General features: G+C 70.9%; 19 protein-coding genes. 11 read left to right on the top strand and 8 right to left on the bottom strand.

Annotated elements, in window-relative coordinates; genetic code table 11:
* The first annotated feature begins 2 nt into the window (after nt 1-2).
* Genes pelG through pelF form a run of 7 tightly spaced genes read left to right on the top strand, consistent with a single transcriptional unit; the run spans nt 3 to nt 8,777 of the window.
* A complete protein-coding gene (gene pelG / locus QE385_RS09050; protein ID WP_307101066.1) occupies nt 3-1,400 on the top strand; it encodes an exopolysaccharide Pel transporter PelG in 1,398 nt (465 codons plus the stop codon).
* The gene (locus tag QE385_RS09045; RefSeq protein WP_307104650.1) at nt 1,400-2,281 is read left to right on the top strand and encodes an endo alpha-1,4 polygalactosaminidase; all 882 of its coding nucleotides are present in this window, start codon (nt 1,400-1,402) and stop codon (nt 2,279-2,281) included. The genes pelG and QE385_RS09045 overlap by 1 nt, the downstream gene beginning before the upstream one ends.
* On the top strand, nt 2,278-3,993 hold the full coding sequence (locus tag QE385_RS09040) for a hypothetical protein (protein ID WP_307101064.1): 1,716 nt from the start codon (nt 2,278-2,280) through the stop codon (nt 3,991-3,993). The genes QE385_RS09045 and QE385_RS09040 overlap by 4 nt, the downstream gene beginning before the upstream one ends.
* The gene (locus tag QE385_RS09035; protein ID WP_307101062.1) at nt 3,990-5,480 is read left to right on the top strand and encodes a hypothetical protein; all 1,491 of its coding nucleotides are present in this window, start codon (nt 3,990-3,992) and stop codon (nt 5,478-5,480) included. The genes QE385_RS09040 and QE385_RS09035 overlap by 4 nt, the downstream gene beginning before the upstream one ends.
* The gene (locus QE385_RS09030; protein WP_307101060.1) at nt 5,477-6,424 is read left to right on the top strand and encodes a hypothetical protein; all 948 of its coding nucleotides are present in this window, start codon (nt 5,477-5,479) and stop codon (nt 6,422-6,424) included. The genes QE385_RS09035 and QE385_RS09030 overlap by 4 nt, the downstream gene beginning before the upstream one ends.
* The gene (locus QE385_RS09025; RefSeq protein ID WP_307101057.1) at nt 6,421-7,293 is read left to right on the top strand and encodes a hypothetical protein; all 873 of its coding nucleotides are present in this window, start codon (nt 6,421-6,423) and stop codon (nt 7,291-7,293) included. Before QE385_RS09030 ends, QE385_RS09025 begins: the two co-directional genes overlap by 4 nt.
* Nucleotides 7,290-8,777, top strand: a complete 1,488-nt coding sequence (gene pelF, locus QE385_RS09020; RefSeq protein WP_307101055.1) for a GT4 family glycosyltransferase PelF — start codon at nt 7,290-7,292, stop codon at nt 8,775-8,777. The genes QE385_RS09025 and pelF overlap by 4 nt, the downstream gene beginning before the upstream one ends.
* Before the next feature lie 128 nt (nt 8,778-8,905).
* Here the strand turns inward: pelF and QE385_RS09015 are convergent, their stop codons facing one another.
* From QE385_RS09015 to QE385_RS09000, 4 genes are all read right to left on the bottom strand, one after another.
* Complete coding sequence (locus QE385_RS09015; protein WP_307101053.1) at nt 8,906-10,498, bottom strand: TolC family outer membrane protein; 1,593 nt, start codon at nt 10,496-10,498, stop codon at nt 8,906-8,908.
* Nucleotides 10,488-11,831 carry an HlyD family type I secretion periplasmic adaptor subunit gene (locus QE385_RS09010; protein ID WP_307101052.1) on the bottom strand — a complete coding sequence of 448 codons (1,344 nt, stop codon included), beginning with the start codon at nt 11,829-11,831 and terminating at the stop codon, nt 10,488-10,490. The genes QE385_RS09015 and QE385_RS09010 overlap by 11 nt, the downstream gene beginning before the upstream one ends.
* Nucleotides 11,828-13,585 carry a type I secretion system permease/ATPase gene (locus QE385_RS09005; protein WP_307101050.1) on the bottom strand — a complete coding sequence of 586 codons (1,758 nt, stop codon included), beginning with the start codon at nt 13,583-13,585 and terminating at the stop codon, nt 11,828-11,830. Before QE385_RS09005 ends, QE385_RS09010 begins: the two co-directional genes overlap by 4 nt.
* Before the next feature lie 83 nt (nt 13,586-13,668).
* Entirely contained in the window at nt 13,669-14,904 is a 1,236-nt protein-coding gene (locus tag QE385_RS09000; RefSeq protein WP_307101048.1) for a histidine-type phosphatase, read from the bottom strand.
* A gap of 199 nt (nt 14,905-15,103) precedes the next feature.
* On the opposite strand from QE385_RS09000, the gene QE385_RS08995 reads away from it, so the two are divergent.
* The gene (locus QE385_RS08995) at nt 15,104-17,911 is read left to right on the top strand and encodes a TonB-dependent receptor (protein WP_307101046.1); all 2,808 of its coding nucleotides are present in this window, start codon (nt 15,104-15,106) and stop codon (nt 17,909-17,911) included.
* Between the two features lie 187 nt (nt 17,912-18,098).
* Nucleotides 18,099-18,854, top strand: a complete 756-nt coding sequence (locus QE385_RS08990) for a DeoR/GlpR family DNA-binding transcription regulator (RefSeq protein ID WP_307101044.1) — start codon at nt 18,099-18,101, stop codon at nt 18,852-18,854.
* Here the strand turns inward: QE385_RS08990 and QE385_RS08985 are convergent.
* Nucleotides 18,812-20,116: an MFS transporter gene (locus QE385_RS08985; RefSeq protein ID WP_307101042.1), complete on the bottom strand. Its 1,305-nt coding sequence runs from the start codon at nt 20,114-20,116 to the stop codon at nt 18,812-18,814. The genes QE385_RS08990 and QE385_RS08985 overlap by 43 nt on opposite strands.
* A 115-nt stretch (nt 20,117-20,231) precedes the next feature.
* Between QE385_RS08985 and QE385_RS08980 the strand changes: the two genes are divergently transcribed.
* On the top strand, nt 20,232-21,167 hold the full coding sequence (locus QE385_RS08980) for a glutaminase (RefSeq protein ID WP_307101040.1): 936 nt from the start codon (nt 20,232-20,234) through the stop codon (nt 21,165-21,167).
* Here QE385_RS08980 and QE385_RS08975 read toward each other — a convergent pair.
* The 3 genes from QE385_RS08975 to QE385_RS08965 are packed head-to-tail and all read right to left on the bottom strand — an operon-like array spanning nt 21,073 to nt 23,328.
* Nucleotides 21,073-21,447 carry a hypothetical protein gene (locus QE385_RS08975; protein WP_307101038.1) on the bottom strand — a complete coding sequence of 125 codons (375 nt, stop codon included), beginning with the start codon at nt 21,445-21,447 and terminating at the stop codon, nt 21,073-21,075. The two genes, QE385_RS08980 and QE385_RS08975, sit on opposite strands and share 95 nt — an antisense overlap.
* Nucleotides 21,440-23,005 carry a PepSY domain-containing protein gene (locus tag QE385_RS08970; RefSeq protein WP_307101036.1) on the bottom strand — a complete coding sequence of 522 codons (1,566 nt, stop codon included), beginning with the start codon at nt 23,003-23,005 and terminating at the stop codon, nt 21,440-21,442. The genes QE385_RS08975 and QE385_RS08970 overlap by 8 nt, the downstream gene beginning before the upstream one ends.
* Nucleotides 23,002-23,328 carry a hypothetical protein gene (locus tag QE385_RS08965; protein WP_307101034.1) on the bottom strand — a complete coding sequence of 109 codons (327 nt, stop codon included), beginning with the start codon at nt 23,326-23,328 and terminating at the stop codon, nt 23,002-23,004. The genes QE385_RS08970 and QE385_RS08965 overlap by 4 nt, the downstream gene beginning before the upstream one ends.
* An 82-nt stretch (nt 23,329-23,410) precedes the next feature.
* Here QE385_RS08965 and QE385_RS08960 point away from each other — a divergent pair, with 82 nt between their 5' ends.
* On the top strand, nt 23,411-25,696 hold the full coding sequence (locus QE385_RS08960) for a TonB-dependent siderophore receptor (RefSeq protein ID WP_307101031.1): 2,286 nt from the start codon (nt 23,411-23,413) through the stop codon (nt 25,694-25,696).
* Nucleotides 25,697-25,727: the final 31 nt, after the last annotated feature.

Raw genomic sequence — 25,727 nt, 5'->3', positions numbered from 1 at the left:
TCATGGCGGGCATAGGTTTCCAACTGGCCAGGATGGCGCGCGAAGGCGGGGTCGGCGGTATCGCCGGTGCCGCGCTTCACGGTGCCGTCATCAGCGCGGGGCCATGGCTGATCACCGCGATCGCGGTGGCGCTGCTCCAGCATTGGGCGCCGCAGGCGATCGGGGTGGCCGATGCGCGCATGGTGCGCACCGTCCTGATCTATGGCTTCAGCCTGTCGGCGCTGACCGCCGGGCCGATCGCGATCCTGGCGACGCGGCTGGTCGCCGACCGGCTGTTCGCGCGCGATGCCGGGGGCGTGCCGGGCATCCTGCTGGTCGCGCTGGCCGCCGGGGGCGGGGCGGCGATGGTCATGGGCGCGCTGGTCTTTGGCGGGCTGGCCGGGCTGCCGCTCGGGCAGGCGGCGCTGGCCAGCCTGCTGCTCGCCTGGCTGACCCAGATCTGGATCGCCGCGCCGATGCTGACCGCGCTGCGCCATTATCGCGCGGTGCCGGTCGCCTATCTGATCGGGATCGGCGTCGTCGCGCTCCTGCTGGCCGCCTGGCCCGCGCCGAACGGGACGATCGTGCTGGCCGGGGTCACCGGGGGTACGGGGGTGACGCTGGGCGCGATCATGCTGCTCCTCCGCCGCTATTTCACCGCGCCGCCGGTCATGCCCTCGCGCGGGCTGATCGCGTGGCGGCTGGCGCTGATCGTGGCGGCGGCGGGGCTGGCGGGAGCGGTGGCGCTGTGGATCGACAAATGGCTGCTCTGGGGCGGCCCGGCCAGCGTCGCGATGCTGGGGCGGTTGCGGCTGAACCCGATCAACGATGCGGGCAGCTTCCTGGGCCTGCTGACGCTGGTGCCCGGCCTGACCCTGGTGCTGATCGTCAGCGAGACGCGGTTCGACCAGGCGTTCGGCAATCTGATGGCGCGGTGCACCGGCACCTCGACGCTGGCGCGGATCGAGGAGGCGCGGGCCGAACTGATCGAGACGCTGTTCGACGGCCTGCGCCTGCTGGTGCTGATCCAGGCGCTGGTCGCCGCGCTGGCCTGGGTGCTGGCGGTGCCGCTGTTCGAACTGATCGGCGCGGACCCGCGCGGCATCTTCGCCTTTCGCCACAGCGCGGCGGGGGCGGTGTTCCATCTGGTCGCGATCGGCGCGACCATCGTCCTGTCCTATTACGACCTGTTCGCGCGGGTGGTGCTGATCTGGACCAGCTTCGCGCTGGCGAGCGTGCTGGCGGTCTGGCTGCAATGGGATGCGGGCTATGCCGCTTTCGGCTGGGGCTATATGGCCGGGGCGATCGTCGCGGCGTCGGTCGGGATCGCGCTGGTCGCCGATGCCACGATCCGCCTGGTGTATCTGCTGTTCGTCGGTAACAACCCCGCCGTGGTCGGGTGCGAGGGACGGTGGGCGTGATGAACGGGATGGCGGCGATGGTGGGTCGGCGCGCGATGCTCGTGCTGGGGGCGGGCGCGCTGGGGCTGACGGTCGCCGGGCGGCAGGCCGGTCGGGGCGATGGCGGCGCGCCCTGGCGCTGGGGCGTCGATTACGGGCCCGCGACCGATCCGGTGCTGGCCCGGCAGCTCGACCTGCTGGTGCTCGAGCCGGATCACCCCCGCGCGATCGACCGGCTGCGCGGTCCCGGCGGCCTGTTGCTCGGCTATGTCAGCCTGGGCGAGGTGCAGAAGGCACGCCCCTATTTCGCCGCGCTCGACCGTGCCGGAGCGCTGCGCGCACCCAACCCGCATTGGCCGGAGGCGCGGCATGCCGATCTGCGCCATCCCGCCTGGCGTGCCGCGCTGCTCGATAGCGTCGTCCCGGCCATTCTGGCGCGCGGCTATGACGGAATCTTCATGGATACGCTCGACAATGCCGAGGCGATGGAACAGGCGGACCCGATAGGCAGCAAGGGCATGGTGGCGGCGGGCGCGGCGCTGGTCGCGGCGCTGCGCGCGCGCTTTCCGGGGATCCGGCTGATGCTGAACCGGGGCTATGCCGCCTTGCCCGAGGTCGCGCCGCATATCGACTATCTGCTGGGCGAATCCATGGCCTCGCGCTGGAGTTTCGCGGACAAGCGGTACGAGATGCTGTCGGACAGCGACTGGGCCTGGCAGGCCGCGCGGCTGCGCGCCGCCAAGGCGCGCCATCCCGATCTGGTGCTCACCACGCTGGACTATTGGGACCCGGCGGACAGGCGCACCGTCGTGGCGCTTTATGCGCGTGAGCGGGCGGCGGGCTTCAGCCCCTATGTCGCGACGCTGGCGCTCGATCATCTGGTGGCGGAGCCGGCGGGATGAGGCGCCAGTCGTCGCAGCGCTGGATGGCGGTCGCGCTGCCCGTCGGGGCGGGTGTGTCGGTCCTGGCGCTCGGCCTGTTCCTGATGCCCAGCGCGCGCGAGGTGGAGCAGACCGCACGCCGCGCCGCACCGCCGCCCCCGCCGGTCGCATCGCCCGCGCCGACCCCCGCACCCGCGCCGCCCCCGGTGCCACCCCATCCCGAACTGGCCGCCATGCTGCCGACCGCCGATGCCCCGACGCTCGCGCGGCTGACCCGGACGCTGATCGAGGGGGGCGTGGCGACCAGCAGCCTGCAGGTCGCCTATGACCTGGTCGCCGCCGGGCGTCCGGCGGTCGCCATCGCCTATCTGGCGGCGCGAACCGATGGCGCGACCCCCGCGACCTGGGCCTTCCGGGTCGAGACGCTGCGCAAGCTCGGCCGCCGCGCCGAGGCGGAGGCGCTGCTGGCCGAGGCGGTGCGCAGGCCCATCGGGGTCGCGCCGCCCGCGATCGTCGCGGCGGGCTATGCGCTCGACCGTCCCGACCTGCTGGTCGTCGCTGTCCGCTCGGGCGCGATCCCGCCGCCCGATGCCCGACTGGCGCATGATCTGGCCCAGCGCGCCGAGGCGCAGGGGCATGGCGACTGGATCGTGCAGCTCGACCAGGCGGGGGCGGCCGACTGGCGCGCGGCCGATCCCTGGCTGGCGCTGCGGGTCGCTCAGCGCATCGGCGACCGCGCCGCCGCCGAGCGTGCCATCGCAGCCCTGCCCGCCGCCGAACGTGACGGCGCGCGGGCCGACTGGCTGACCCGCACCGGCGACCGGGCGGGGCTGCACCGGATGCTGCTGGCGCGGGCGGCGCAGCCCGGTGCCGTCCTGCCCGATCTGGCCGAGCGGTTGCTGGCGCTGGGCGCGCGCGACGATGCGATCGCGCTGCTGCGCCGCGCCGTCGCTGGACAGTCGCCCGCCGCGCCCGAGGGGCAGCGGCTGCTCTATCTGATGGGCCCACGTCCCGCCCCGGCGGATCGCGAGTGGTTGCGCCACCAGGCGCTGTCCGGCCCGGCCGACGAGCAAGGCCGTTGGCTGGCCGCCTATGCCGAGCGCGACGCGCCCGCCGCTGCGCTGGCCTTTGTCCAGCGGCATCCGCTGGCGGCGCGGACCGATATCGCGATGCTGCGGCTGGGTCTGGCACAGGCGGCGGGGGAGCGCGGTGCGGCGCGTGCGGCGATGGCGACGCTGCTCGATGGACGGACGCTCGACCCGGCCACGTTGCGGCGGGTTTCGGCATGGGCCGGGGGGCTGGAGCCGACCCAGGCGCGGGCGCTTGCCGAGCGGCGGGTCGCGGCCGGGATGGCGGGGCCGCGCGACCGGCTCGATCTGGCCTGGGCGGCGTGGAATGCGGGGGATGCGGCGCACACCCGTGACCTGCTGCGCGACCATCTGGCCGAGACGCCGGGCGATCTCTCGGCCCTGCGGCTGATGGCGGACGCGCAAGCCCGGCTGGGCGGCGCGGCGGCGGCGCGGCCCTGGCTGGAACGGGCGCTGGCGCAGGCCCCGGCCGGGCGGGTGCGGGCCGAACTGCTCGACCGGCTGGGCCGTCGTGGCGAGGCGCTGGCGCTGGTAACGGATTTGCGCCGTGCCGCGCCGCGCGACACCGAACTGGCGGCGCTTCAGGCGCGGCTGCTGATCGCCGCGGGCCAGCCGGGGCGCGCGCGAGCGGTGCTGACGCCATGACCCTGGACGACCTCGCGGCGAACGGCGGCGCGCCCATGCCCCAGCTGGTGGTGCCCGACACGGTCTTTGTCGATCGCCGCATCGTCGCGCCGGGCGAACCGCATCTGGTCTGGCCCGCCGGGGTCGTGCTGTCGCTGGAGCGGAGCGGGGGCGAACTGGTCGTCCGCTATGACCGCCCGCCGAGCGAACAGGCGATCCGGGACTTTCGCGAGGCGGCGGGCGACATGCTGGGCGATCTGCGCTGGAACGACGTGACGCTGATGCTGCGCCCGGCGGCGGGATGGCGGATGGATGCGCGGGTCGTCGGCCCGGCGCTGATCGTCGGCTTCGCGCTGGTCGCCGCCGACACCGACGACGCCCAGGCCGCGCCCGTCGACCCGGCGCGCGAGCTGGCCCATGCCGCGATCGAGGCCGATCTGGCGGCGGGCTATCCGGGGCGCGGGCGGCGTCAGGCCCGGGCGCTGCTCGCCCACGATCCCGGCGATACCCGCGCCGCGCGTCTGCTGGCCGATGCGCGCGCGATCGATGGCAACGCGGCCGGCGCGGCGCGCGGCTATCGCGCCCTTGCTGCCGACGACAGGAGCGCCCGGCGGACCATCGCGGCGGGGGGCGGCACCGCCGCCATGGGGCTGGTCGCGCGCGAGGGCGGCGATCTGGGACAGGTCGAGGTCAGCCTGCGAGCCGATGCCCCGGCCGCCGATGCGGTCGCGATGGGCGGCGGCCTGCGGCACCTGCAAAGCCGGGTCGATACGCCCGAGGGGCGGCGGGACCGGGCGGCGACGGTGGCGGATGCCAGCCTGGCGGTCGCGCTGGGCGATGCGGCGCGGTTGCAGCTTCTGGCCTCCGCCGCGCTCGACGACGGCGTGACCGGCGGCGGCGCGCGGATCACCTATGGCCCGGCCGAGGCGCAATGGCGGCTGACCCTGACCCGCCATATGCCCGACTATGCCACCCCCGCGCAGGTGCTGGCGGGCGGCTATCTCTCTCGCGCGGCGCTGGGCGCGACCTATCGCCTAAGCTCGGGGCTGGTGGCGCAGGGCGAGGTGGGGCTCAACCGCTACGGTCTGGCCGGTGAACGCGCGGCGAGCGACACGGTGACGCTCTCCGCCGGGCTCGAATATCTGATCCGCCGCCGCTATCTGCTGCTCGGCCTCAGCTACCGGGTGGAAGCCGAATATGTCCGCCGCGCGCTGCTGGACGCAGATGGTGCGATGGCGATCCCGCTGGCGGATCGCGAGAATCACACGGTGCAGGCGATGCTGGGCGAGGCGCTGGGCGCGGTGCAACTGACCGGGCTGGCGGGATGGACGGTCGACCGTTTCGGCGGCGACGGCCCCAATGCCAGCCTGGCGCTCGCCGCGCCGATCGGGCTGGTCTGGCGCGTCGAGGCGTCGGGCGGGCTGACCTCGATCAGCCGACCGGGCTTTTCGGGACAGCAGCTGTTCGGCCGCGCCGTCCTGACGCGCAGCCTGGGACGGCCCCGGTGAGCGCGGCAACGACCGAAGAGGCGCGCGATCCTGTCCGCCGACCCGGCTGGCGACGGGGGCTGCGCATCCTGGGCGAGATCGCGCTGGCGTTCGGCGCGCTCGCATTGCTCGACCATCTGCTGACCGGGGGGACGGGCTTTGCCGATGTGCGGCCCAGCCCCTATTGGATCCCGGTGCTGGTCATGGCGCTGGTCTATGGCACCGGGGCGGGGGTCGTCGCGGCGGCGATGGCCTCGGCGTTCTGGCTGGTCGCGGCGCATGGCGACGGGACCGAGCGCGACTATCTCGACATGCTGCTGCACCTGTCGCTGCCGCCCCTGCTCTGGGGGATCGTCGCGGTCGCGGTGGGCGAGGCGACGCTGGTCCGCAAGCGGCGCTATAGCCGGGCGGAGCGGCGCGCGGCGCAGGCGACGCGCGATATCGGGCGGCTGACCGACGCGCATGAGCGGCTGACGCGCACCAATCGCGCGCTGCAACGCCGGGTCGCCTCCGACCCGCGCACCATGGGCCATGTCGTCGCGGTCGCCACCCGGCTGGCGGCGGCGGATGCGGCGGAACGGTGCGCGGCGATCGCGCAGCTGATCGCGCTGGCGGCGCGCAGCGAGGATTTCACCGTCTATCGCATCGTCGGCGACGGGGCGCTGGTCTGGCTGCGCGGCGCGGCGGTGCAGGGGCACAGCCCGGGCCGCCCCGACAGCCTGTCTCCGGCCATGGTCGAGGCACTCGCGGGGGACGACCGCATCCGCCATGTCGCGCGCCGCGCCGATCGCACCCGGCTGGCCGGGCTGGGCGTCGCGGCGGTGCCGTTGGCGGGTGAGCGCGGCGCCGTCATCGGCGTGCTGCTGTTCCACACCATCCCGATCGAGGCGTTCAACGCGCATCGCATGGCCGAGCTGACCGAGATCGGCGGCTGGCTGGCCCCGCTGATGGACGGATCGGCGTGACCCAGCGTTACTCTGCACTCGCCATTCTGGACCTGGCGTGGATCGTCCTCGTCATGGCCTTCGTCCCGGCGGGCGGGGCGGGGGTGGCGATCGCGCTGCTCGGGCATGCCGCGCTGAGCCTGGTCACCTATGCCGTCTGGCTGCGGTCCGATCCGCATGGCGGCTATGCGGCGGCGATATTGGGGCTGGGCGGGCCGATCGGGCTGATGCTGGGGCAGGGGCTGGGCCGGATGGGCGAGCGCTGGGCGACGGGCAGCGCGTGGCATGACCGGCTCGACCGCATGTTCGGCGCGCGTGCGGTGCCCGCACGGCGGCGCGGCGCGGCGCTGGAGATGGCGCGGCTGCTCGATGGGCGGGTCTATCATCCCGCCCCCGAACGGCTCGATTCGCTGCACGGCGTCCTGCGCCATGGCCCGGTCGCCGCGCGTCGCCGCGCGCTGGAGACGGTGGTCCGCGCCTTCGAGCCGGGCCTGTCGCCGCTGGTCGCGCAGATGCTGAATGATCCCGACCAGACCATCCGCGCGCTCGCCGCCGCCGCCTCGGCGCGGATCGTCCAGAATCTGATCGAGCAGCGCGCCGCGCTGGAGGCGCGGGTGGCGGGGGGCGATAGCCAGGCAGCGGTGACGCTCGCCCGGTTGCTGGCCGAGCATGGCCGCGCCAACCGCCTGTTGTCGGATACCCAGCGCCAGCATCTGTGCGAGGATGCGGCCACGTTGCTGCGCGCGCATGGCCTGGGTGCGGAGGCCGATGCGCTGGCGATCGAGGCGGCATGGGCGGCGCAGGACTATGCCGCGATCGACCGGCTTCACGCGCTGGCATGCGAATCGGACGACGATGCCCTGTGGTGGCGGATGGAGGCGGCGCGATGACCCGCATGGGCGAGGCCGACGACCTCGACGCCGATGTCTGCCTGATTGTCGAGGGCGCCTATCCTTACGTCATCGGCGGTGTGTCCGGCTGGCTTCAGGACCTGATCACCCATTTGCCCGAGATCCGCTTCGCCGTGGTCGCGATCAAGGCGGGCCCCGCCGCGCTGCCGTTCCGGATCGCCCCGCCGCCCAATGTCGTGATGGTCCGCGAGATCGGCCTGGCCCCCGCTGCCGCCGCGCCGCGCGCCATCCCCAACCGGGTCGCGACCCGGATCGCCGAGGCGCTGATGGCCTTTGTCGCGACCGGCGAGCGGGCGGCGATCGCCACGCTGCTCGACCTGTTCGCCGGGCTGGACCCGATGCCCGAGCCCGGCGACATATTGGCGCATCCCGCGACCTTCCAGCGGTTGCAGCGCCATTACCGCGCGATCCTGCCGCGCGCGTCCTTCCACCATTATTTCTGGGCGATGCGCACGCTGCTGGGCGGGCTGCTCGCGGTGCTGATCGCGCCCTTGCCGCGCGCGCGGGTCTATCACACCATCTCGACCGGCTTTGCGGGCCTGCTCGCGGCGCGTGCGGCGCAGGCGACGGGGCGGCCCGCCTTTATCACCGAACATGGCATCTATCTGCTCGAACGGCAGATCGAGGTGATGATGGCCGAGTGGATCGGCGACCAGATCGACACCGGGCTGGAACTGGAGCGCAGCGTGCGCGACCTGCGCGACCTGTGGGTGCGCGCCTTCACCAGCTATGCCGAGGCTTGCTACGCCGCCTGCGACCCGATCGTCGCGCTCTATGGCGAGAATAATGCGGTGCAGCGGCGGCTGGGGGCGGGCGCGGAGCGGGTGCGGGCGATCCCCAACGGCGTCGATGTGCGGCGCTTCTCGCATCTGCCCGACCGGCGCGACCCCGCCCGGCCGGTCGTCGCGCTGCTCGGCCGGGTGGTGCCGATCAAGGACGTGAAGACCTATATCCGTGCCGCCGCCATCGTCCACGCCGCGCGCCCCGACATCCGCTTCGTCGTGCTGGGGCCGGAGGACGAGGACCCCGAATATGCCGCCGAATGCACCGCGCTGGTCGCCGAACTGGGGCTGGGCGAGGCGCTGAGCTTCGAGGGGCGGGTCCGTATCGAGGACTGGATGATGCGGATCGACCTGCTCGTCCTGACCAGCCTGTCCGAGGCGCAGCCGCTGGTCATCCTGGAGGGGGGTGCGAGCGGCATCCCGGTCGTCGCGCCCGATGTCGGCAGCTGCCGCGAGATGATCGAGGGGCGCGGCGGCGCCGATAGCGGCCATGGCGGGATCGTCACCCCGCTGGTCAACCCGGCCGCCACCGCGCAGGCGATCCGCCGGATCATGGACGATCCCGACCTGCGCACCCGGATGGGCGAGACGATGCGCGAGCGCGTGGTGCGCGATTACGACCATCCGGCGATCATCGGGGCCTATCGGCAGTTGTACGGGGAACTCGCGGCGCGCCTCTAAAAAGGGGAGGGGACCATGCGCAGCATGGTGGAGGGGTATAACTCCATCGAGAGCGGGACACCCCTCCGTCAGGCCTTCGGCCTGCCACCTCCCCTTGCAGGGGAGGAATGGCGACATGGGATCGGTCCTTAGCGTGCCCCGCCGGTTACCACCGTATCGCTGAGGTCGCCGAAGGAGGGGGCCGGAAGCACCGGCATCGGCGAGACCGGCAGCGATTGACCCAGCCCCGTCGGCGGCGCGGGCGTCGTGGGCGCGCGCAGCACCGGATCGGTCGCCGCCGCCAGCACGGGCGCGGGCTTTGCCACCGCTGAGGGGCGCGCGGCGCGGTCGATGGGGGCGAGGATGGGGTCGAAGGGGCCGAAGACCTGCGTCTTCACCTGTCGGATATGGGCCGAGGCGTCATAGGTCGGTACCCCCGCCTCGATCACCCCCGCCTGCAACCGGCCCAGCGTCGCCAGCAGCCGCGCCTGCGCGACATAGCCCGAATAGCGCGCATTGGTCTCGACGATCTGGGCGTTCAGCAGCCGCTGTTCCGAATCGAGCACCTCGAAATTGGACCGGAAGCCTTCCTGGAACCCGCGCCGCACGCCGGTCAGCGCGGCCTCGGCCGCCTGGGTGGCCAGCTGGCCCGAATCCTGTTGGGTCTGCGCCGCGACCGACTGGTTCCAGCTGTCCTGGACATTGGCGAGCGCCTGTCGCCGGGTGCTCTCCGCCTCGAAGCCCAGTTGCTGGCGCTCGGCAACGGCGGCGCGGATGCGCGACCCGATCAGCCCGCCCGTCAGCAGCGGCATGGTGACGCTGACGCCCCCGGTCGCCTGTCCGCCCAGGTCGCGGGTCTGATAGGAATAGGGGCTGGCATAGCCATAGCCGCCGGTCAGCGCGACGATCGGCGCGCGCTCGGCACGTTGCGCGGCGATCCGGGCGTCGCCCGCGCGCGCGGCCATGATCGCCTGCCAGATGGCGGGGCTTTCCTTTTCGGCGATCTGGAAGGCGGCGTCGAGCGAGGCGGGGCTGCCCGGCAGGCGCGGCGGCGGGGCGAGGCGGCCGGGATTGCGCCCGACGAGCGCGGCAAAGCGCGCGCGGCTGGATTGCAGATTGGCCTCGACCTGGGCCAGCTGCGCGCGGATGATCTCGCGCTGGGCGCGGGCCTGCGCGATGTCGGTGCGGGTCAGGTCGCCGCCGCGTTCGCGCGCGACCGCCTGGTCCACCTGTCGGCCATAGCTGTCGAGCGAGCGGGTCTGGATCGCCACCAGCGCCTGGTCGCGCAGGACCGAAGCATAGGCGTCGACCACCGCGAGCAGGATGTCGTTCTCGGTCTCGCGCAGCCGCTCGCGCCCGGCCAGCACGGTCGCCTCGGCGGCGGACACCTGCGCGGCGGTCCGGCCACCGTTCAGCAGGATCTGCGAGGCGGAGATGGTCGCCCCCATGGTCCGCGACCGCACTGTGCCGAACTGGTCGAGCAGGTTGCGCTGGTCCTGCTGGCGATACTGGAAATTGACGTTCACCCCGACGCTCAGGCGGTAAGGCGAGCCCGCCTGGATGATCTGTTCGTCGAGCGCGCGCAGCTGCGCCCGCCCCGCCTCCAGCGTGGGGTTGGTGCGATAGGCATCGGCGATCGCGCGGTCGAGCGTGTCGGGATCGTACAGCTCCTGCGCGGCGGCCGGGGCGGCGGCCAGCATCAGCGGCAGGCAGGCGAGGCGGCGCAGCGCGTCAGCGTTCATGGAAGGACTTCGCAAAGGCCTCGGTCAGCGGATCGAGGATATATTGCAGCGCGGTTCGCTTGCGCAGCGGCACGGTGACCGCGACCGGCACGCCCGCGCGGATGCCGGTATCGCCGCCGCGCACCGCCGCGATGCGGGCGATCTGGTCGCGCGGCACCGCGACCTCGGCGGAGAAATAGCTGCGGCCCGAGGCTTCGTCGCGCAGCGCGTCGGCCGACACCGAATGGACCGTGCCGGTCAGGATCGGCAGCCCCCGGTCGTGCAGCGACAGGAACTTCACCTCGGCGGGCCGCCCCGCGACGACGCCGTCGATGTCGCCGGGCGCGAAATTGGCGCGCACGATCAGCGGCGCGGCATCGGGCACGATGTCGAGGATCGGCTGCCCCGCCTGGATCACCCCGCCGACGGTAAAGACGCGCAGGCCGACGATCCGGCCCGAAACCGGCGCGCGAATCTCGGTGCGCGCGAGCTGCTCGCGGGCGGAGGCCCATTTGGGCTGCATCTCGTTCAGCTGGAACTGGGTGTCGCGCAGGGCGGCGGCGGCGTCCTCCACCTGGCGGCGGCGGGTCTGAACCATCTGCGCGCGGGTCTGGCCGATCTGTTCGCGCGCGGCGGCGGAGCGCGAGCTGTAATCGGCATCGGCCCCCTCCAGCTGCTGCATCGAGCGTTCGATCGAGCGGACCGTGTTGCGCGAGACATAGCCCTCATCGGCCAGCCGCCTCGTGCTCTCCAGCTGCTGGGCCAGGCTCTCGCGCTGGCGGGCGGTGGCCTGGGCCTGGGCGTCATAGCCCGATGTCTGGCGGCTGACCTCCGCGGCCTGCTGGCGCAGCACCTGGTCGCCGGCGGCAAGCGCGGCGTTGCGGCTGCGCAGCTGGGCCAGTTGCAGCGCCTCGGCGCGCGCAATCAGCGGGCGGTCCTGTTCGGGCGCGGTGGCGAAGTTGGCGGGCCAGACGACGGCGCGGCCCGCAATCTCCGCCTCCAGCCGCGCTTTTTGTGCCTGGAGATCGATGACGCTGGCGGCGAGCGCACGTTCGCTGGCGGCGACCTCGGCCCCCTCAAGCCGGAACAGGATCTGGCCCGCCGTCACATGCTGGCCGTCGCGGACCGCCATCGCGCGGACGATACCGCCGTCGCGATGCTGCACGGTGCGGCGATTGCCGGACACCGTGACCTGGCCTTCGCCCGCCGCCGCCGCGTCGAGTCGCGCGACCGCCGCCCAGCCCAGGCCGACGACGAAGAACAGGAAGGCGATGATCCCGCCCAGCCGGATCGCGGCGCGCGGCGAATCGTCGAGGTGCAGCCGTTCGGCCAGCTGGGCACGGGCGGGGGTCATCGGACGCTCCCGGCATGGACGAAGCCTTCGTCGGGGCGGCCGGGCGTCTGCGACCGGATCACCTTGGCGCGGTCGTCGAACAGCTGCACCTTGCCGTCGCGCAGCAGCAGCACCTTGTCGACGATCTGGAGCAGGCCGGTGCGGTGGGTCGAGACGATCACCGTCGCCTTGCGTTCCCGAAGCGACAGGATGCAGCGCGCCAGCCGCGCCTCGCCCTCGCTGTCGAGATGCGCATTGGGTTCGTCGAGGAACAACAGGGTCGGCCGCCCGAACAGCGCGCGGGCCAGCGCCACCGCCTGGCCCTGTCCGGCGGACAGCCCCGCCTCGCCGCGTTCCAGCATCGTGGCATAGCCGTGCGGCAGGCCCAGAATCACGTCATGCGCACCCGCCTCCTGCGCGGCGGCGACGACCTCGGCGTCCAGCGCCTCGCTCTCGCCGTCGACGACACCGCGGAAGCGCGCGATATTGGTATGGACGGAGGCGGGGAACAGCGTCGGCGCCTGTGGCATGAAGCCGAGATGGCGGCCCAGCTGCTCGCGATTCCAGTCGGCCAGCGACGCGCCGTCGATCCGCACCTCGCCGCCATCGGGCACTTGCGCGCCCGCCAGCACGCGCAGCAGCGTGGACTTGCCCGCGCCGCTGGGGCCGACCAGTGCGACGACCTCGCCGGGATTCACCGCAAAGCTGATGTCCGACAGGATGGCGCGGTCGCCGCCGGGTGCCCGCACCTCCAGCCCGCGCACCTCGATCCGGCCGATGGGGGCGGGCAGGGTGGTGGTCGTGCGCTCGGGGCCGGGGCGGCGGCAGAAACCGTCGAGCGAGCGCCACGCCTCGCGCGCGGCGGTCAGTGGCTTGATTGCGCCGAGGATTTGCTCGACCGGCTGGAGCGCGCGGCCCAAGAGGAGCGAGGCGGCGAAGATCGCGCCGCCCGAAATCTCCTGCTTCACCGCCAGCCAGGCGCCCAGCGCCAGCGCCAGCGATTGCAGCAGCTGGCGCAGGAATTTGGTGACCGCCAGGAACTGCCCCGACCGGCGCGACAGCGACGCCTGCCGCCGCGCCAGATCGGCGCGCTCCAGCAAATGGCGGGTGACGAGCGCGTCGCGCATCCCCAGCGCCTGCGCCACGTCGGAGGCGAGGATCGAGGCGTCCTGCTCGCGCTGCGCCAGCGCGGTGCGGCCGCGAAGCGCGACGACGCTGGATTCGGTCATCCGCTCGCTGGCGATGGCGATCGCGCCCAGCAGCAGCGCGCTGACCAGGGTCAGCACGCCGATCCAGGGGTGCAGCAGGAAGGCGATCAGGATGTAGATCGGGGCCCAGGGCGCGTCGAACAGCGCGATCACGGGCGCGCCGGTCAGGGTGGAGCGGACCGTGTCGAAATCGCGCATCGCCTGCGCGCGCTCCATCGCGGTGCCGCTTGGCGACCCCAGGATGCGCAGTAGGATGGCGGGCGCCAGCCGCCGCTCCAGCCGGATGCTGGCGCGCAGCAGCAGCCGCATCCGCACCGCGTCCAGAATCGCATAGACGCCCAGCGCGATCGTCAGGATCAGCGTCAGGAGCAGCAGCGTCGGCACGCCGCGCGTCGGCACCACCCGGTCATAGACCTGGAGCATGAAGATCGACGGCGCGAGGTTGAGGAGGTTGATCAACCCCGAAAACCCCGCCGCCGCGATCAGGTGCGGACGACAGCCGCGCACCACCGGCATCAGGCCGGGGCTCGGCGATCCGTGGGACGGAACGGAATCGGGGGGCGACATGATCGCCGCTATAGGCCCCAAAGAGTAAGCGAAGCCTTTAATCCGCCATCCATTCCGTCCCGGATTACGACACCCGGCCGGGCTTACCGGCCCAGCGGCGCCAGACGGCGGCCGAACAGCGCGACGAAGCGGTCGAGCGGGCAGGGCGCGGCGGCGGGACAGCCGGGCACGCGGATCGGCGTGACGGTCACGTCCGCCGACTGGCGGCGCAGGCGATCGGGCGATTGGGTGCGATAGGACAGGGTGACGAAGCGTCGACCCCGGCGATCATGCCAGCGCTCGATCATCACCGCCCCGCCCGGCGCGGCATCGTTGGTCGCATAGCCCGGCGCGACGAGGTCGAAGCCGAGCAGCCCGGCCAGCGCGGTGACGTTGGTGTCGTGCCCGACCAGCATGTCGACCTTGCGCCCGTCGCGGGCGGTCAGCGCGTCGATCATGTGGCGGCCGAACGCGGCCGACTGGTGCGCCGCCATATAGGGCGAGCGCGAATAGACGTCGAACAGCGCGGCATGGACCGCACCCAGCCGGGCCAGCACCGCGCCGTCGACCGGCACGCCGCCGACCGAGGGCGACAGCCCCTCGGCATATTGCAGCAGCAGCACCTGCGCGGTGCCCGAGGCGGTGCGGATCGGCCCCGACAGGTCGATGCCCTTGCCGTCCGCCGAGGGCGTCAGGCGCGGCGCGCCCGCCGGATCGCATCCCTTGGGATCGCCGCAGCCCAGCACCGAATCGAGCAGGCGTAACGCGTCGCGATGCCGCGCGGCCAGCGCGTCCATGCCGCCGGTGAAGCGGTCGATGTCCGCCACCGCCGCCGTCGCGTCGAAGCGGGTGGCACGGGCGCGCAGCGGCTCGAACAGCGGATCGGCCTCGCCCACGGGGCGATGGCCGATGGTCAGCGTACAGCCCGGGGCGAGGCCTTGGGCATAGGCCTGTCCGCTGGCGATGGTGCGCGGCGAACTGTTGGTCCAGATGCGGATGCTGTCGGATGCCGGGCATCCTTTGGCGGAGAGCAGGCCGCGTGCCGCCCAGTCGGCGCGGTCGGCGCGCGCCTCGGTCGCCAGCGCCTCGGCCCCGCGCGGGGTCAGCTGGCTTTCGGGCGTCGTCCAGTGCGGCCAGGGGCTGGCGGTGCGGGTGCCGTGCGGCACTTCCCCATCCAGCGGCGCGCGGACGCCGTGGCGCATCAGCAGGACCACCCGGTCCAGGGTCAGGCCCGTGGTGCTCGGTGCCTGCGCCGCGACCGGCGCGGCCAGTGCGGAGGCGGTGATCAGGAAAAGCGCGGATCGCAGGTGGCGGCGAAGGGTGGCGGAGATAGGAGTCATGTTGAAGCTTTGAACCGTTTCCGGGTCAGGACTGTGACATTGGCCGGACGGATCGTGCCGAAGCGCCTATCCCACAATCATTTTTTCAAATTCATCAAAATTCGGTCAATAAGTCATCGGACTGTCACAGCCCGTCTCTAGCGGGGCCGTCGAAGGCGCCCGGGGGGCGTCGCCATCACGATGTCCCAGGGGGAAAACCATGACCGCTTCGTTCAAGCGGGCGCATGTCGTGCGCCTATTGTGCGGCACCGCCGCCACGCTGATGCTGGCCGCTCCGGCGCTGGCCGCCGATCCGACCGATCCGATCGCCACGGCCAATGCGCCGACCGTCACCGACACCGATCCGCAGGTCGGCGAGGATGTGGTCGTCAAGGGCCATCGCCAGGCGGTGGTCGACGCGCAGGACGAACAGCTGCGCAGCCAGTCGCTGGCCACCGTCGTCTCGGGCGAGGAACTGCGCCTCCAGCCGCAGCAGAATCTGGCCGACCTGCTGACCCGCCTGCCGGGCATCAGCTCGTCGGTGGACCAGTCGCGCAACGCGGCGGCGACGGGCGAGGCGCAATATGTCTCGATCCGCGGTCTCGACACCTCGTACAACGCCTATTCGCTCGACGGCGTGCGGCTGGCGCAGACCGATGCGCGCACCCGCGCCATCTCGATGAACCTGTTGTCGCCCTTCTCGCTCCAGACGGTGCGCGTCGACAAGGCGCCGACCGCCAAGTACGATGGCGACGCGATCGCGGGTATCATCGACATGGTGCCGATCACCGCCTTCGACCTGCCCAACCATCGCAGCCAGATCCGCCTGCAGGGCCAGGTGGCGGGCCGTGCCGTCGCGCGCGGCGAGGACCCCTGGGGCGGCACCGCGCAGGTCGAGACCGCGCAGCGCTTCGGCAATTTCGGCATCTATGCCTCGGCCTATTACGGGCTGAAGCATGTGCTGGGCGAGTCGACCGCGGTCCAGCATGACTGGGAAAAGTACAACACCAACATCCCGGGCATGATCCGCGACAATCTGGACAATCTGTTCGCGCGCGGTGTCCAGTGGCAGTCGTTCCGCAACCGCATCGAGCGGATGGGCGGGACGCTGAACCTCGACTGGAAGGGCGAGAGCACCGACCTGTACCTGCATTCCACCTATGGCCGCTACCAGCTGAAGAGCTGGATGGACCAGACCGCGCTGCGCCAGACCAGCCTGGCCCCCGACCAGATCAACCCGAACCCCAACAAGGGCTCGTACGACGCCGCCGGCTATCGCGCCGATTACGGCCTGACCGCGACGCATTATTTCCGCACCGAGCACAGCAACCAGGAACTGGTGACGACCAAGCTGGGCGGCCAGACCCGTTCGGGCGACTTCACTTTCGACTATCACGGCGCCTATTCGCGCGGATCGCAGGATTATCCCTTGCGCATCCAGTCGGGCTTTGCGGGCCGTCCCTATATCGGCACCGCCGACAATACGGGCGTCGCCAATTACCGCATGGTCACCTCGATCGGCCAGCGCACCTTTCCGCAGGTCGTGCTGACCGACGCGGCGCGCGCCTATCTGAGCGACCTGACCAAGCTGAAGCAATGGTATGTCACCCAGCAGTTCGAGAACACCTGGGAACGCCGCCTGGAGGGACAGTTCGACACGACCTGGCATCATGCCGACCAGGGTCTGGTGTCCATCTCGGCGGGCGCCAAGGTCGAGGATGCCAAGCGTTACGCCAATGCGCTGGGCGATGACGGCGCGCTGCAATATACCTTCCCCAATGCGGACGGCAGCAATTCGCCGCGTTACGCCGCGACCGGCCCTGCGCTGACCTCGCTGCCCGGCCGGATGCTCGGCGGGTTCATGAACAATGCCGCGCAGGTGCCGATCTTCCTGATCGACACCGGCTATATCGAGAACCAGGTCCGCCAGCTCTCGACGCCCAAGCTCGCCAATCTCGATCCGGTCAAGCTGAAGGAGAACCGCCTCGACGGTCGCGAGAACCGGCTGAGCGGCTATGCCATGGCGACGATGCAGTTCGGCGACCTTCAGGTCGTGCCGGGCCTGCGCTACGAATATAACCGGTTCAAGGGCACCTATTGGCAGGACCAGGGCAACGACACCGGCAAGTTCGCGACCTCCAGCCGCAACTACGACATGTGGCTGCCCAGCGTCATCGCCAATTACCGGCCGAACGACGACATGGTCATCCGCGCCTCGATCCGGAAGAGCTATTCGCGGCCTGCCTTCGACCTGCTGCTCGGGCCGACGCAGGTGACCCGCAACGATCTGGGCGAGGTGACGGGGGTGTTCATCCCCAACCCCAATCTGAATGCCCAGACCTCGTGGAACTACGACGCCTCGGTCGAATATAAGGGGCAGGGCACCGACTTCTTCTCGATCAGCCCCTTCTACAAGCAACTGAACCACGTCCTGTTCGCGACCGGCACCACCAACGCGACCGGCGATTATAACATCTGGGGCAACCCGCAGTCGGAACAGCAGGGCGGGGTCGAGGTGTCGAGCCTGACCACCAACGCCACCGGCAAGATCTATGGTGTCGAACTGTTCGGCCGCTATGCGCTGAAGGGGCTGCCGGGACTGCTCGACGGGCTGGGCCTCCAGGCCAATGTCACGGTGCAGCGCGCCAATGCGCGCGTCTTCGTCAACGGCCAGATGCGCGACCAGCGCATGACCCAGGCGCCCAAGATCATGTACAACGCCGCGCTGTTCTACAGCCATGGCGGCCTGTCGGCGGAGTGGAACTACAATTACACCGGCGACCGCCTGTACGATCTGCGCTCCAGCCGCCCGGACACCTATATCCAGCCGACGACGATCTCCAACCTGATCGTCAACTATGTCCTGCCCTCGGGCCTGACGGTCGGCATGTCGGTGCAGAACCTGTTCAACGAGCATAGCTACTGGGCGACGACCAGCGAGCGGAAGGCCTATCTCTCGAACGACCGCAAGGGCGGCTATGTCGAGACGGGGCGCATCTACATGTTGAACCTGACCTACGCCTTCTGACCCGATGCTTCTCCCCGATCCGATACGCGCCCCCCCGCGGGTATCGGAGCGCACCTCACGCCGATGGCCCGCAAAGCCATCGGCGTCTTTGTGTGCGGCCTGTGGCGTTTCTGGCCGGATGCGACGGCCGATTGACCGAAACGCCCCGCCGTCTAGCATGACCCCGATAGCAGGAGCCCGAACAGCCATGATGAAACGCCAGCGCCGCCAGACCGAGATCGTGGCGCTACTCGGAGAGGGGAATTTCCGCGGGATCGGCGATCTGGCGGCGGCGCTGTCGGTGTCCGAGGAGACGATCCGGCGCGAACTGCGCGTGCTGGAGGCATCGGGCGCGGTCGTGCGCGCGCACGGCGCGGTGCGGCTGGCCAAGGTGGAGACGGAGGGCTCGTTCGCCACCCGCCTGCAACGCCATGCCGAGGCCAAGCAGCGGATCGCGGCCGCGGTGGCGCAGATCGTCGCGGACGGCCAGACCCTGTATATCGATGCCAGCACCACCGGCCATTATGTCGCCCGCGCGCTGCGCGATCACCAGCGGCTGACCGTCATCACCAATGCGGTGGGGGTCGCCGCCGAGCTGGGCGGGCGCAACGACAACCGGGTGCTGCTGGCCGGGGGCGAGCTGGATTACGAATATCGCGCCTGTTTCGACGCGACGGCGCGCGACTATCTGGCGATGTTCACGCCCTCGCTGGCGATCCTGTCGGTCGAATCGGTCAATCTCGACCATGGCTTTGCCGATTATCATGCGGGCGAGGCGGCGGTGTGCCGGATGATGATCGCGCGCGCCCGCCGCACCGTGATCGCGGCCGATGCCAGCAAGTTCGACCGCCACGGCACCGTCCAGGTCGCCGCGCTCGACGGCGTCGCCATGCTGGTGACCGACGTGCCGCTGTCGCCCGCTTATGCCGAGGCGCTGTCGGCGGTGGAGGTCGTCGTCGCCTGACCGCGCGGAATGGCGAGCGCGGTGGCGGCGCCCGCCAGCGCCAGCGCGACATGGATCATCCAGAAGCTGGGCGCGCTCATCACCGGATAGAGCGTGCCCAGCTGCCCCACGACCAGATGCGCGACGAAGCCGTGGAGATAGAATAGCCCGGTCATCATCCCCCGCCGGCCGGGCGGCGCGGCGGCGGTGACGATCGCCAGCGCCGAGGGCCAGGACAGCACCACGCCGATGCCGAGCAGCAGGATCGCCGCCAGCGGCCCCGCCAGCCCCACCGCGCCGACCCGCATCGACAGCAGCGCGATCAGGCCATAGCCGAGCGCGATCGCTACGCCGCCCAGCGCCAGCTTGATCCCCGCAGCGGGCTCGCACCGCCGCCGCGCGAGCCAAGGCCAGAGCCGATACGCTCCCAGCGCCAGCGCGATGGTGAACAGTCCGTCCGCCGCCGCCAGCCAGCCGGGCGGCACGGCGAACCCGCCGACCGACAGCGCGACCCGCGCCTCGGCCCAGACCAGCACGATATTGGTCAGCTGCTCATAGGCGCAGAAGCACAAGGTGACGGCGACGATGGCGGGCACCACCTGTCGCCACGCGACGGCCGCGCCATCGTCCTGCGCCGCCGCTGGGACCGTGACGCGGGGGGCGGCGCGCAGCAGCAGCACGGCCACCGCCATGCTCGCCGCCATTGCCGCGAAGGCGGTGCCGAACCCGTACCGCTCGGCCAGCCAGCCGCACAGCAGCGGCCCGAGCAGCGCGCCGCCGTTGAGGAACGCCAGATAGGCCGCGAACAGCCGCTCGCCCCCCGCCGACCCGCGCAGCGCGCCGACCTCGGCGGCCAGATTACCCTTGAGCAGCCCGATCCCACCGACCAGCAACCCCAGCCCGACCAGCGCCAAGGGCCGCCCCGTCAGCGCGACCAGCCCCGCCGCCATCAGCCCCGCGCCGACGAACATCGCGACCCGCCGCCGCCCGCTGCGATCCGCCAGCCATCCGCCCAGCGGCAGGATCAGATAGGTCAGCGCGCCGTACAGTCCGTAAAGCTGCGAGGCGAAGGCGATGTCGCCTCGCGTCCCCGTCACCCCCTCGATCGCGGCGCGCAATCCGGCCAGACCGAGGACCGGCGGCCCCGAGGGGCGCAGCAGGTCGGTCAGCAGGAACAGGGTAAGGAGCGACTTGGCGCCCTGAATCGCGAATCGCTCCCATGCCTCGACCCCGGCAAGGGTCCAGAATCCGGGGGCGGGCGGGGGCGTGTCCCTGTCGCGCATGGCGTTGCTGTCGGTCCGTCGTCGGGCTTGGGGAGGAAGCGACGGCTCCCTAGCGGCGGTTTGTGACGGGTTCGCGGCGCTCGACAAAGTGTCGCGCGCACGGCACGACGGCGCCATGGACCTGTCCGCCATCGTCGCCGACATCGCCGCCGAGATGGCGGAGGCCCCCGACCGGGGCAAACCGGCCGATTACATCCCCGCGCTGGCGGGCATCGATCCGCGCCGGTTCGGTATCGCCATCGTCGAGGCGGACGGCCAATGCCATCTGGCGGGCGATGCCGAGGAGAGCTTCTCGATCCAGAGCATCTCCAAGGTCTTCGCGCTGACCCTGGCGCTGGGCGCGGTCGGCGACCAGCTTTGGCGGCGGGTGGGGCGCGAGCCGTCGGGCACCGCGTTCAACTCGATCGTGCAGTTGGAAACCGAACAGGGCATCCCGCGCAACCCGTTCATCAATGCGGGCGCGATCGTCGTCGCCGACGTGCTGCTGGGCGGTTATGAACCGCGCGAGGCGATCGGCGAGATGCTGCGCTTCGTCCGCGCGCTGACCGGAGAGGACGACATCGTCATCGACGCCGCCGTGGCGCAGGCCGAGATGGAGACGGGGCACCGCAACCAGGCGCTGGCGCATTACATGCGCGCCTTCGGCAATCTCCACCATCCGGTCGACCGGGTGCTGGGCGTCTATTTCCATTTCTGCGCGCTCGCCATGAGTTGTCGGCAGCTGGCGCTCGCCGGGCGCTATCTGATGGCGCGGGGCCTTCATCCGGGGACGGGGCGCTCGGTGGTGTCACCGCAGCGGGCGCGGCGGATCAACGCGCTGATGATGAGCTGCGGCCATTATGACGGATCGGGCGAGTTCGCCTTTCGCGTCGGCCTGCCGGGCAAGTCGGGAGTGGGGGGCGGCATATTGGCGATCGTGCCCGGCCGGGCCTCGATCGCCGTATGGTCGCCGGGGCTCAACGCGCGCGGGAATTCGCAGCTTGGTACGCTGGCGCTCGAACGGCTGGTGCAGCGGACCGGCTGGTCGGTGTTCGACCCACAAGCCGGTTGACCGCGCGCAAGGGGGCGAAGGCCGCATGCGCGCGCACCGACAGGATCAGGTTGAGCGCGACGCCCGCGATCGAGGCCGCCCCCGCCAGCCGCACGATCCGCTCGCCCGTGATCGCCGTGCCGCTGCCCCACAAGGCGAGCAGCAGCACCGTCGCGCCGAGCAGCTTCAACCCGGTGCGAAGCCGGGCATCGTGCAGCGTCCCGGCGTCGCGCGCGTGGCGATGGGAACCGGCGGCAAGCAACCAGAAGCCGACAAGGCACAGGGCGATCGTATCAAGCATGGGCAGGCTCCGAAAAGCGGCGGGTCCGTGTGGGAGTACGGGCGGCGGGACGCGCGCTGACCCGCGCGGCGACGGCGAAACCGGCACCGATGGCGAGGCAGGCGAGATCGAAGGCGAGGAAGACCTGATCCCCGTCGAGCAGCGACGGGATCAGCCAGCGGGTGTCGGTCAGCGCGTTGACGACCGGGATCGCGCTCCAGAACAGGCCTGCGACGCCGAACAGGATCGTCCAGGCACGCCGCGCGGGCAGGCCGAGCTGGGCGAGCGCGAGCAGGCCCCAGGTCCAGAACATCGCCGACACTTCCATATCGGCGCGACCCGCCATCCCCGCCGGGATCAGCCGGTTGGCGAGGAGATAGGCCGCCATGCCGCACGGGAAGGCGGCGATGACCGCGATGTTCAGCCGCTCGGCCAGCCGAAGCCCGAAAAAGGGCGCCGCGCCCGGCTTGCGCCGCTTGGCGGTCCAGAGCAGCAGCCCGGTGCCGACCATCGCCGCGCCGGTCAGCCCCATGACGAAATAGGCCCAGCGCAGCGCGGGCCCGGCGAATTGCGCCAGGTGCAGGCCCAGCAGGACGCCCGCCGTCTGGATCGCCGAGGCGGGCGCGCCGCTCCGGCTGAGGAACCGGCCGGTCGCGCCCTCATAGACGACGATCGGGGTCTGCGCGCTGATCGCGCCATGCTTGGCCTGCGCGATCGTCACGCGCGCGGCGGCGTCGCCCGGATTGGCGACGATGACGCGGGTGGCGGGGCCGCCCAGACGGCGCTCGGCATCCTGGATCAGCGGCGCGATCGCCACGAGCGGACGGCGCACGCCGCTGGCGGGCACGTCGTCGGGCTGGCCATAGGCGGTCTGGACGAACTGCGCGGGCTTGGCGTAGTTCATCACGATCGGGTACGGCATGTACATGGTAATCAGGGTGATCAGCCCGGTATAGGTGATCATCGCATGATAAGGCAGGCCGAGCACGGCGGTGACGTTGTGCGCGTCGAGCCAGCTTCGCTGCCCCTTGTTCCAGCGCAATGTGAAGAAGTCGGCGAAGATCCGCTTGTGGGTGATCACGCCCGAGATGATCGCGCCCAGCATCGCCATCGCGCACAGCCCCGCCAGCCAGCGGCCCCAGGGGTACGGCAATTGCAGCTGGAAGTGGAAGCGATAGAAATGCTCGCCCCCGCGCGTCTCGCGCGCGGTCAGGGGCGCGCCGCTGACCGGATCGAGGTCCAGCTCGGTCCCGCGCGCCTTGGGATCGGGCTTGGCGGGGATGCGGAAGACGCGGGTGGCGATCGTCCGCGCGTCGGGCAGATAGATATACCATTGCAGGTCGTCGCTGCCGACCCGCGCGAGGTGGCGGACCGCCGAAGTCGCCGCCTGTGCCGGGGTCGCGACGGCGGGGCGGATCTCGGGCTGCATCCACTGGGTGATTTCGGGGCGGAAATAGGCCGAGGTCCCGGTCAGGAACATGGTGAACAGGATCCACCCGGCGATCAGGCCCAGCCAGCCATGCGCCCAGGCCATGGTCTGCCGCCAGCCGCGCTGCACCGGGGCCGCCGCCTCGCTCACGCGCGGACCCCCAGCCACCAGAGCAGCGCCGCCATGACCAGCGCGCCGCCCCAGATCACCGCGGCAACGCGCGCCAGCCTTATCTCGTGCAGCGCCCACAGCCCGACGCCCGCATAGACCAGGAAGGACAGGATCATCGGCCATCCGGTCGCCTCGACCCGCGACTGCGCGTCCGACACCGGCAGGATGCGCGCGGTCAGCATCGCGGCGGCCACCACGAATCCATAGCCGCCGACCGCAGCGGTCAGCCAGCGACAGCCCATGGCGACGCCACCGCGCCACCCCGAAGGAGCCTGTCCGTCCATGGCCTGGCGTGACGCCACCCGCGCTTTCCCCTTGTCATCTCGATGTCATCGCTTTAGCAGCATTTGAGAGTCACTATCAATAGCGGTTAAGGGAAATATCATGCGGAGATTTCGTGCGGCATGGCTGGCGGCCTGCGCCACGGGCGCCCTTGTCGGCGTCGCCGGGCCCGCCATCGCCAAACCTGCCATCGCCGCGCCCACTCCGGGGGACGACGATCCCCAGCGGCTGCGCAACGAGGAGATCGTGGTCGAGGGACAGCGCGAGAAGAAGAGCGCGGCCTCGGGCACCAAGACCGACATTCCGCTGATCGCCACGGCGCAGAGCATCACGGTCATCGACCAGGGGGAACTGACCCGACGCAACGCGCTGTCGATCAACCAGGCGCTGGGCTATGTCGCGGGGGTCGCGCCCAACCAGCGCGGCAATGTCGCGACCCGGTACGACCAGCTCTATCTGCGCGGCTTTTCGCCCGGCGTGTTCATGGACGGGATGCGCCTGCTGGGCGGCGTCTATGCCATTCCGCAGGTCGACTTCCATCTGGTCGAATCGGTCGATGTGGTGAAGGGCCCGGCGGGCGTCACCTATGGCTCGGGCACGCCGGGCGGGCTGATCAACCTGACCAGCAAGCTGCCCTATGCCGGGGCGGGCGGCCGGATCGAGCTGGCGGCGGGCAATTACGCGCTGCTGCGCTCCAGCATCGACGTGAACCAGCCGCTCGACGCCGACAATCGCTGGCTGTTCCGGATGATCGCGGGGGCCGAGGAATCGGACGGCTTCATCCGATCCACCGCCAATCGCCGTTACTATGCGCGGCCGATGCTGACCTTCGCGCCCGACAAGGCGACCAGCGTCACGCTGATCCTCAACTATCAGCGCGATCCCGAATCGGGGTCGTATAGCGGTGTGCCCGTCTATGGCTCGGCGCTGCCCAATCCGTTCGGTGTGCTGCCGGTCGATTTCAACACGTCGGAGCCGTCCTATGAGGCGTTCGACCGGACGCAGAAATCGGCGACGATCCTGTTCCGCCACGACCTGAACGACCGGCTGAGCTGGACGACGAACGCGCGCTATCTGGCGATCGGGCTGCATTATCGGCAAATCTATGGATCGGGCTTCCTGACGCGCGGCACCGGCGCCAATGCGAACAGCGACCTCTCTACCCTGCAACGCGGCGGCGGCGGGTCGGACGAGGCGTTCCAGACCTTCACCGTCGACAATCACCTGGTCGGCAAGCTCGATACCGGGCCGGTCCGGCACACCATCCTGGGCGGCGTCGACTGGCAGCATAATCGCGGCGAGAATTATCAGGCCTTCTACACCGGCACGAACGCGAACCCGGTGTTCAACATCCCCAACCTCAGCCTGTTCGCCCCGGTCTACGGCGTGCCGCTGCCCAGCTTCCCGCTCACCCAGACGCACAATTACACCAAGCGCGATCAGGTCGGCCTCTATCTACAGGACCAGATCGCGATCGGCGGGCTGCAACTGATCGCCAGCGGGCGCTGGGACAGCTACAACCAGACGACGCAGAATCTGAACACCAACGCGGTCTCGCGCCTGAACCAGACCGCCTTCACCACCCGGCTGGGCGCGCTGTACGAGACCCGGTTCGGGCTGGCCCCCTTCGCCAGCTATTCGGAGAGTTTCGAGCCGCAGACGGGCAGCACCTGGGACGGGCGCAACTTCACCCCCGTCACGGGCCGCCAATATGAGGCGGGGCTGAAATACCAGCCACGCGGCACGACCGCGCTGTTCACCCTGTCGGCCTTCGACCTGCGTCGCCGCAACGTGCCGGTCGCCGATCCGAACGCGGGCACCGGCAATATCCCGACCAATTCGCAGGTGCAGATCGGCGAGGTCGCGATCCGCGGGATCGAGCTGGACGGGCGCGGCACGCTGGCCCCCGGTTTCGACGTGACGGTGGCGGCGACCTATACCGATCCGCGCGTGACGCAGGGGTCGCCCGTGGTCGGCACCGGCGACCAGCTGAGCGGCGTGACCGGCACCCGGCCGCTGGGCGTGCCGCAATGGAGCGCGTCGAGCTTCCTGTCCTATGATCTGGGCAAGGCGGGTATCGCGGGCGCGCCGGGCGGGCTGAGCATCGGGGCGGGCCTGCGCTATGTCGGGGAATCGGACGGGACGGCGACCACCGTCGCGGCCGGGAAGACGGTCGTCCGCCGTTTCCAGTCGCCCGATTACTGGCTGGCCGACCTGATGCTGGGCTATGACCTGGGCCGGGTCAGCCCGGCGATGGAGGGGCTGAGCCTGACCGCCAATGTCGCCAATCTGTTCGACAAGCGCCACATCACCAGCTGTTTCTTCAACAATGGCTGCTATTACGGGGCATCGCGGACCTTTGTAGGCAGCCTGCGCTATTCTTGGTAAGGGCGCATCCGATTCATCGAAACTGACTGTT

The organism is Sphingomonas sp. SORGH_AS_0950 (assembly GCF_030818415.1).
Taxonomy (GTDB): Bacteria; Pseudomonadota; Alphaproteobacteria; order Sphingomonadales; family Sphingomonadaceae; genus Sphingomonas.
The sequence above is the reverse complement of the archived record's forward strand: the minus strand, read 5'-3'. Positions and strand labels throughout refer to the sequence as shown.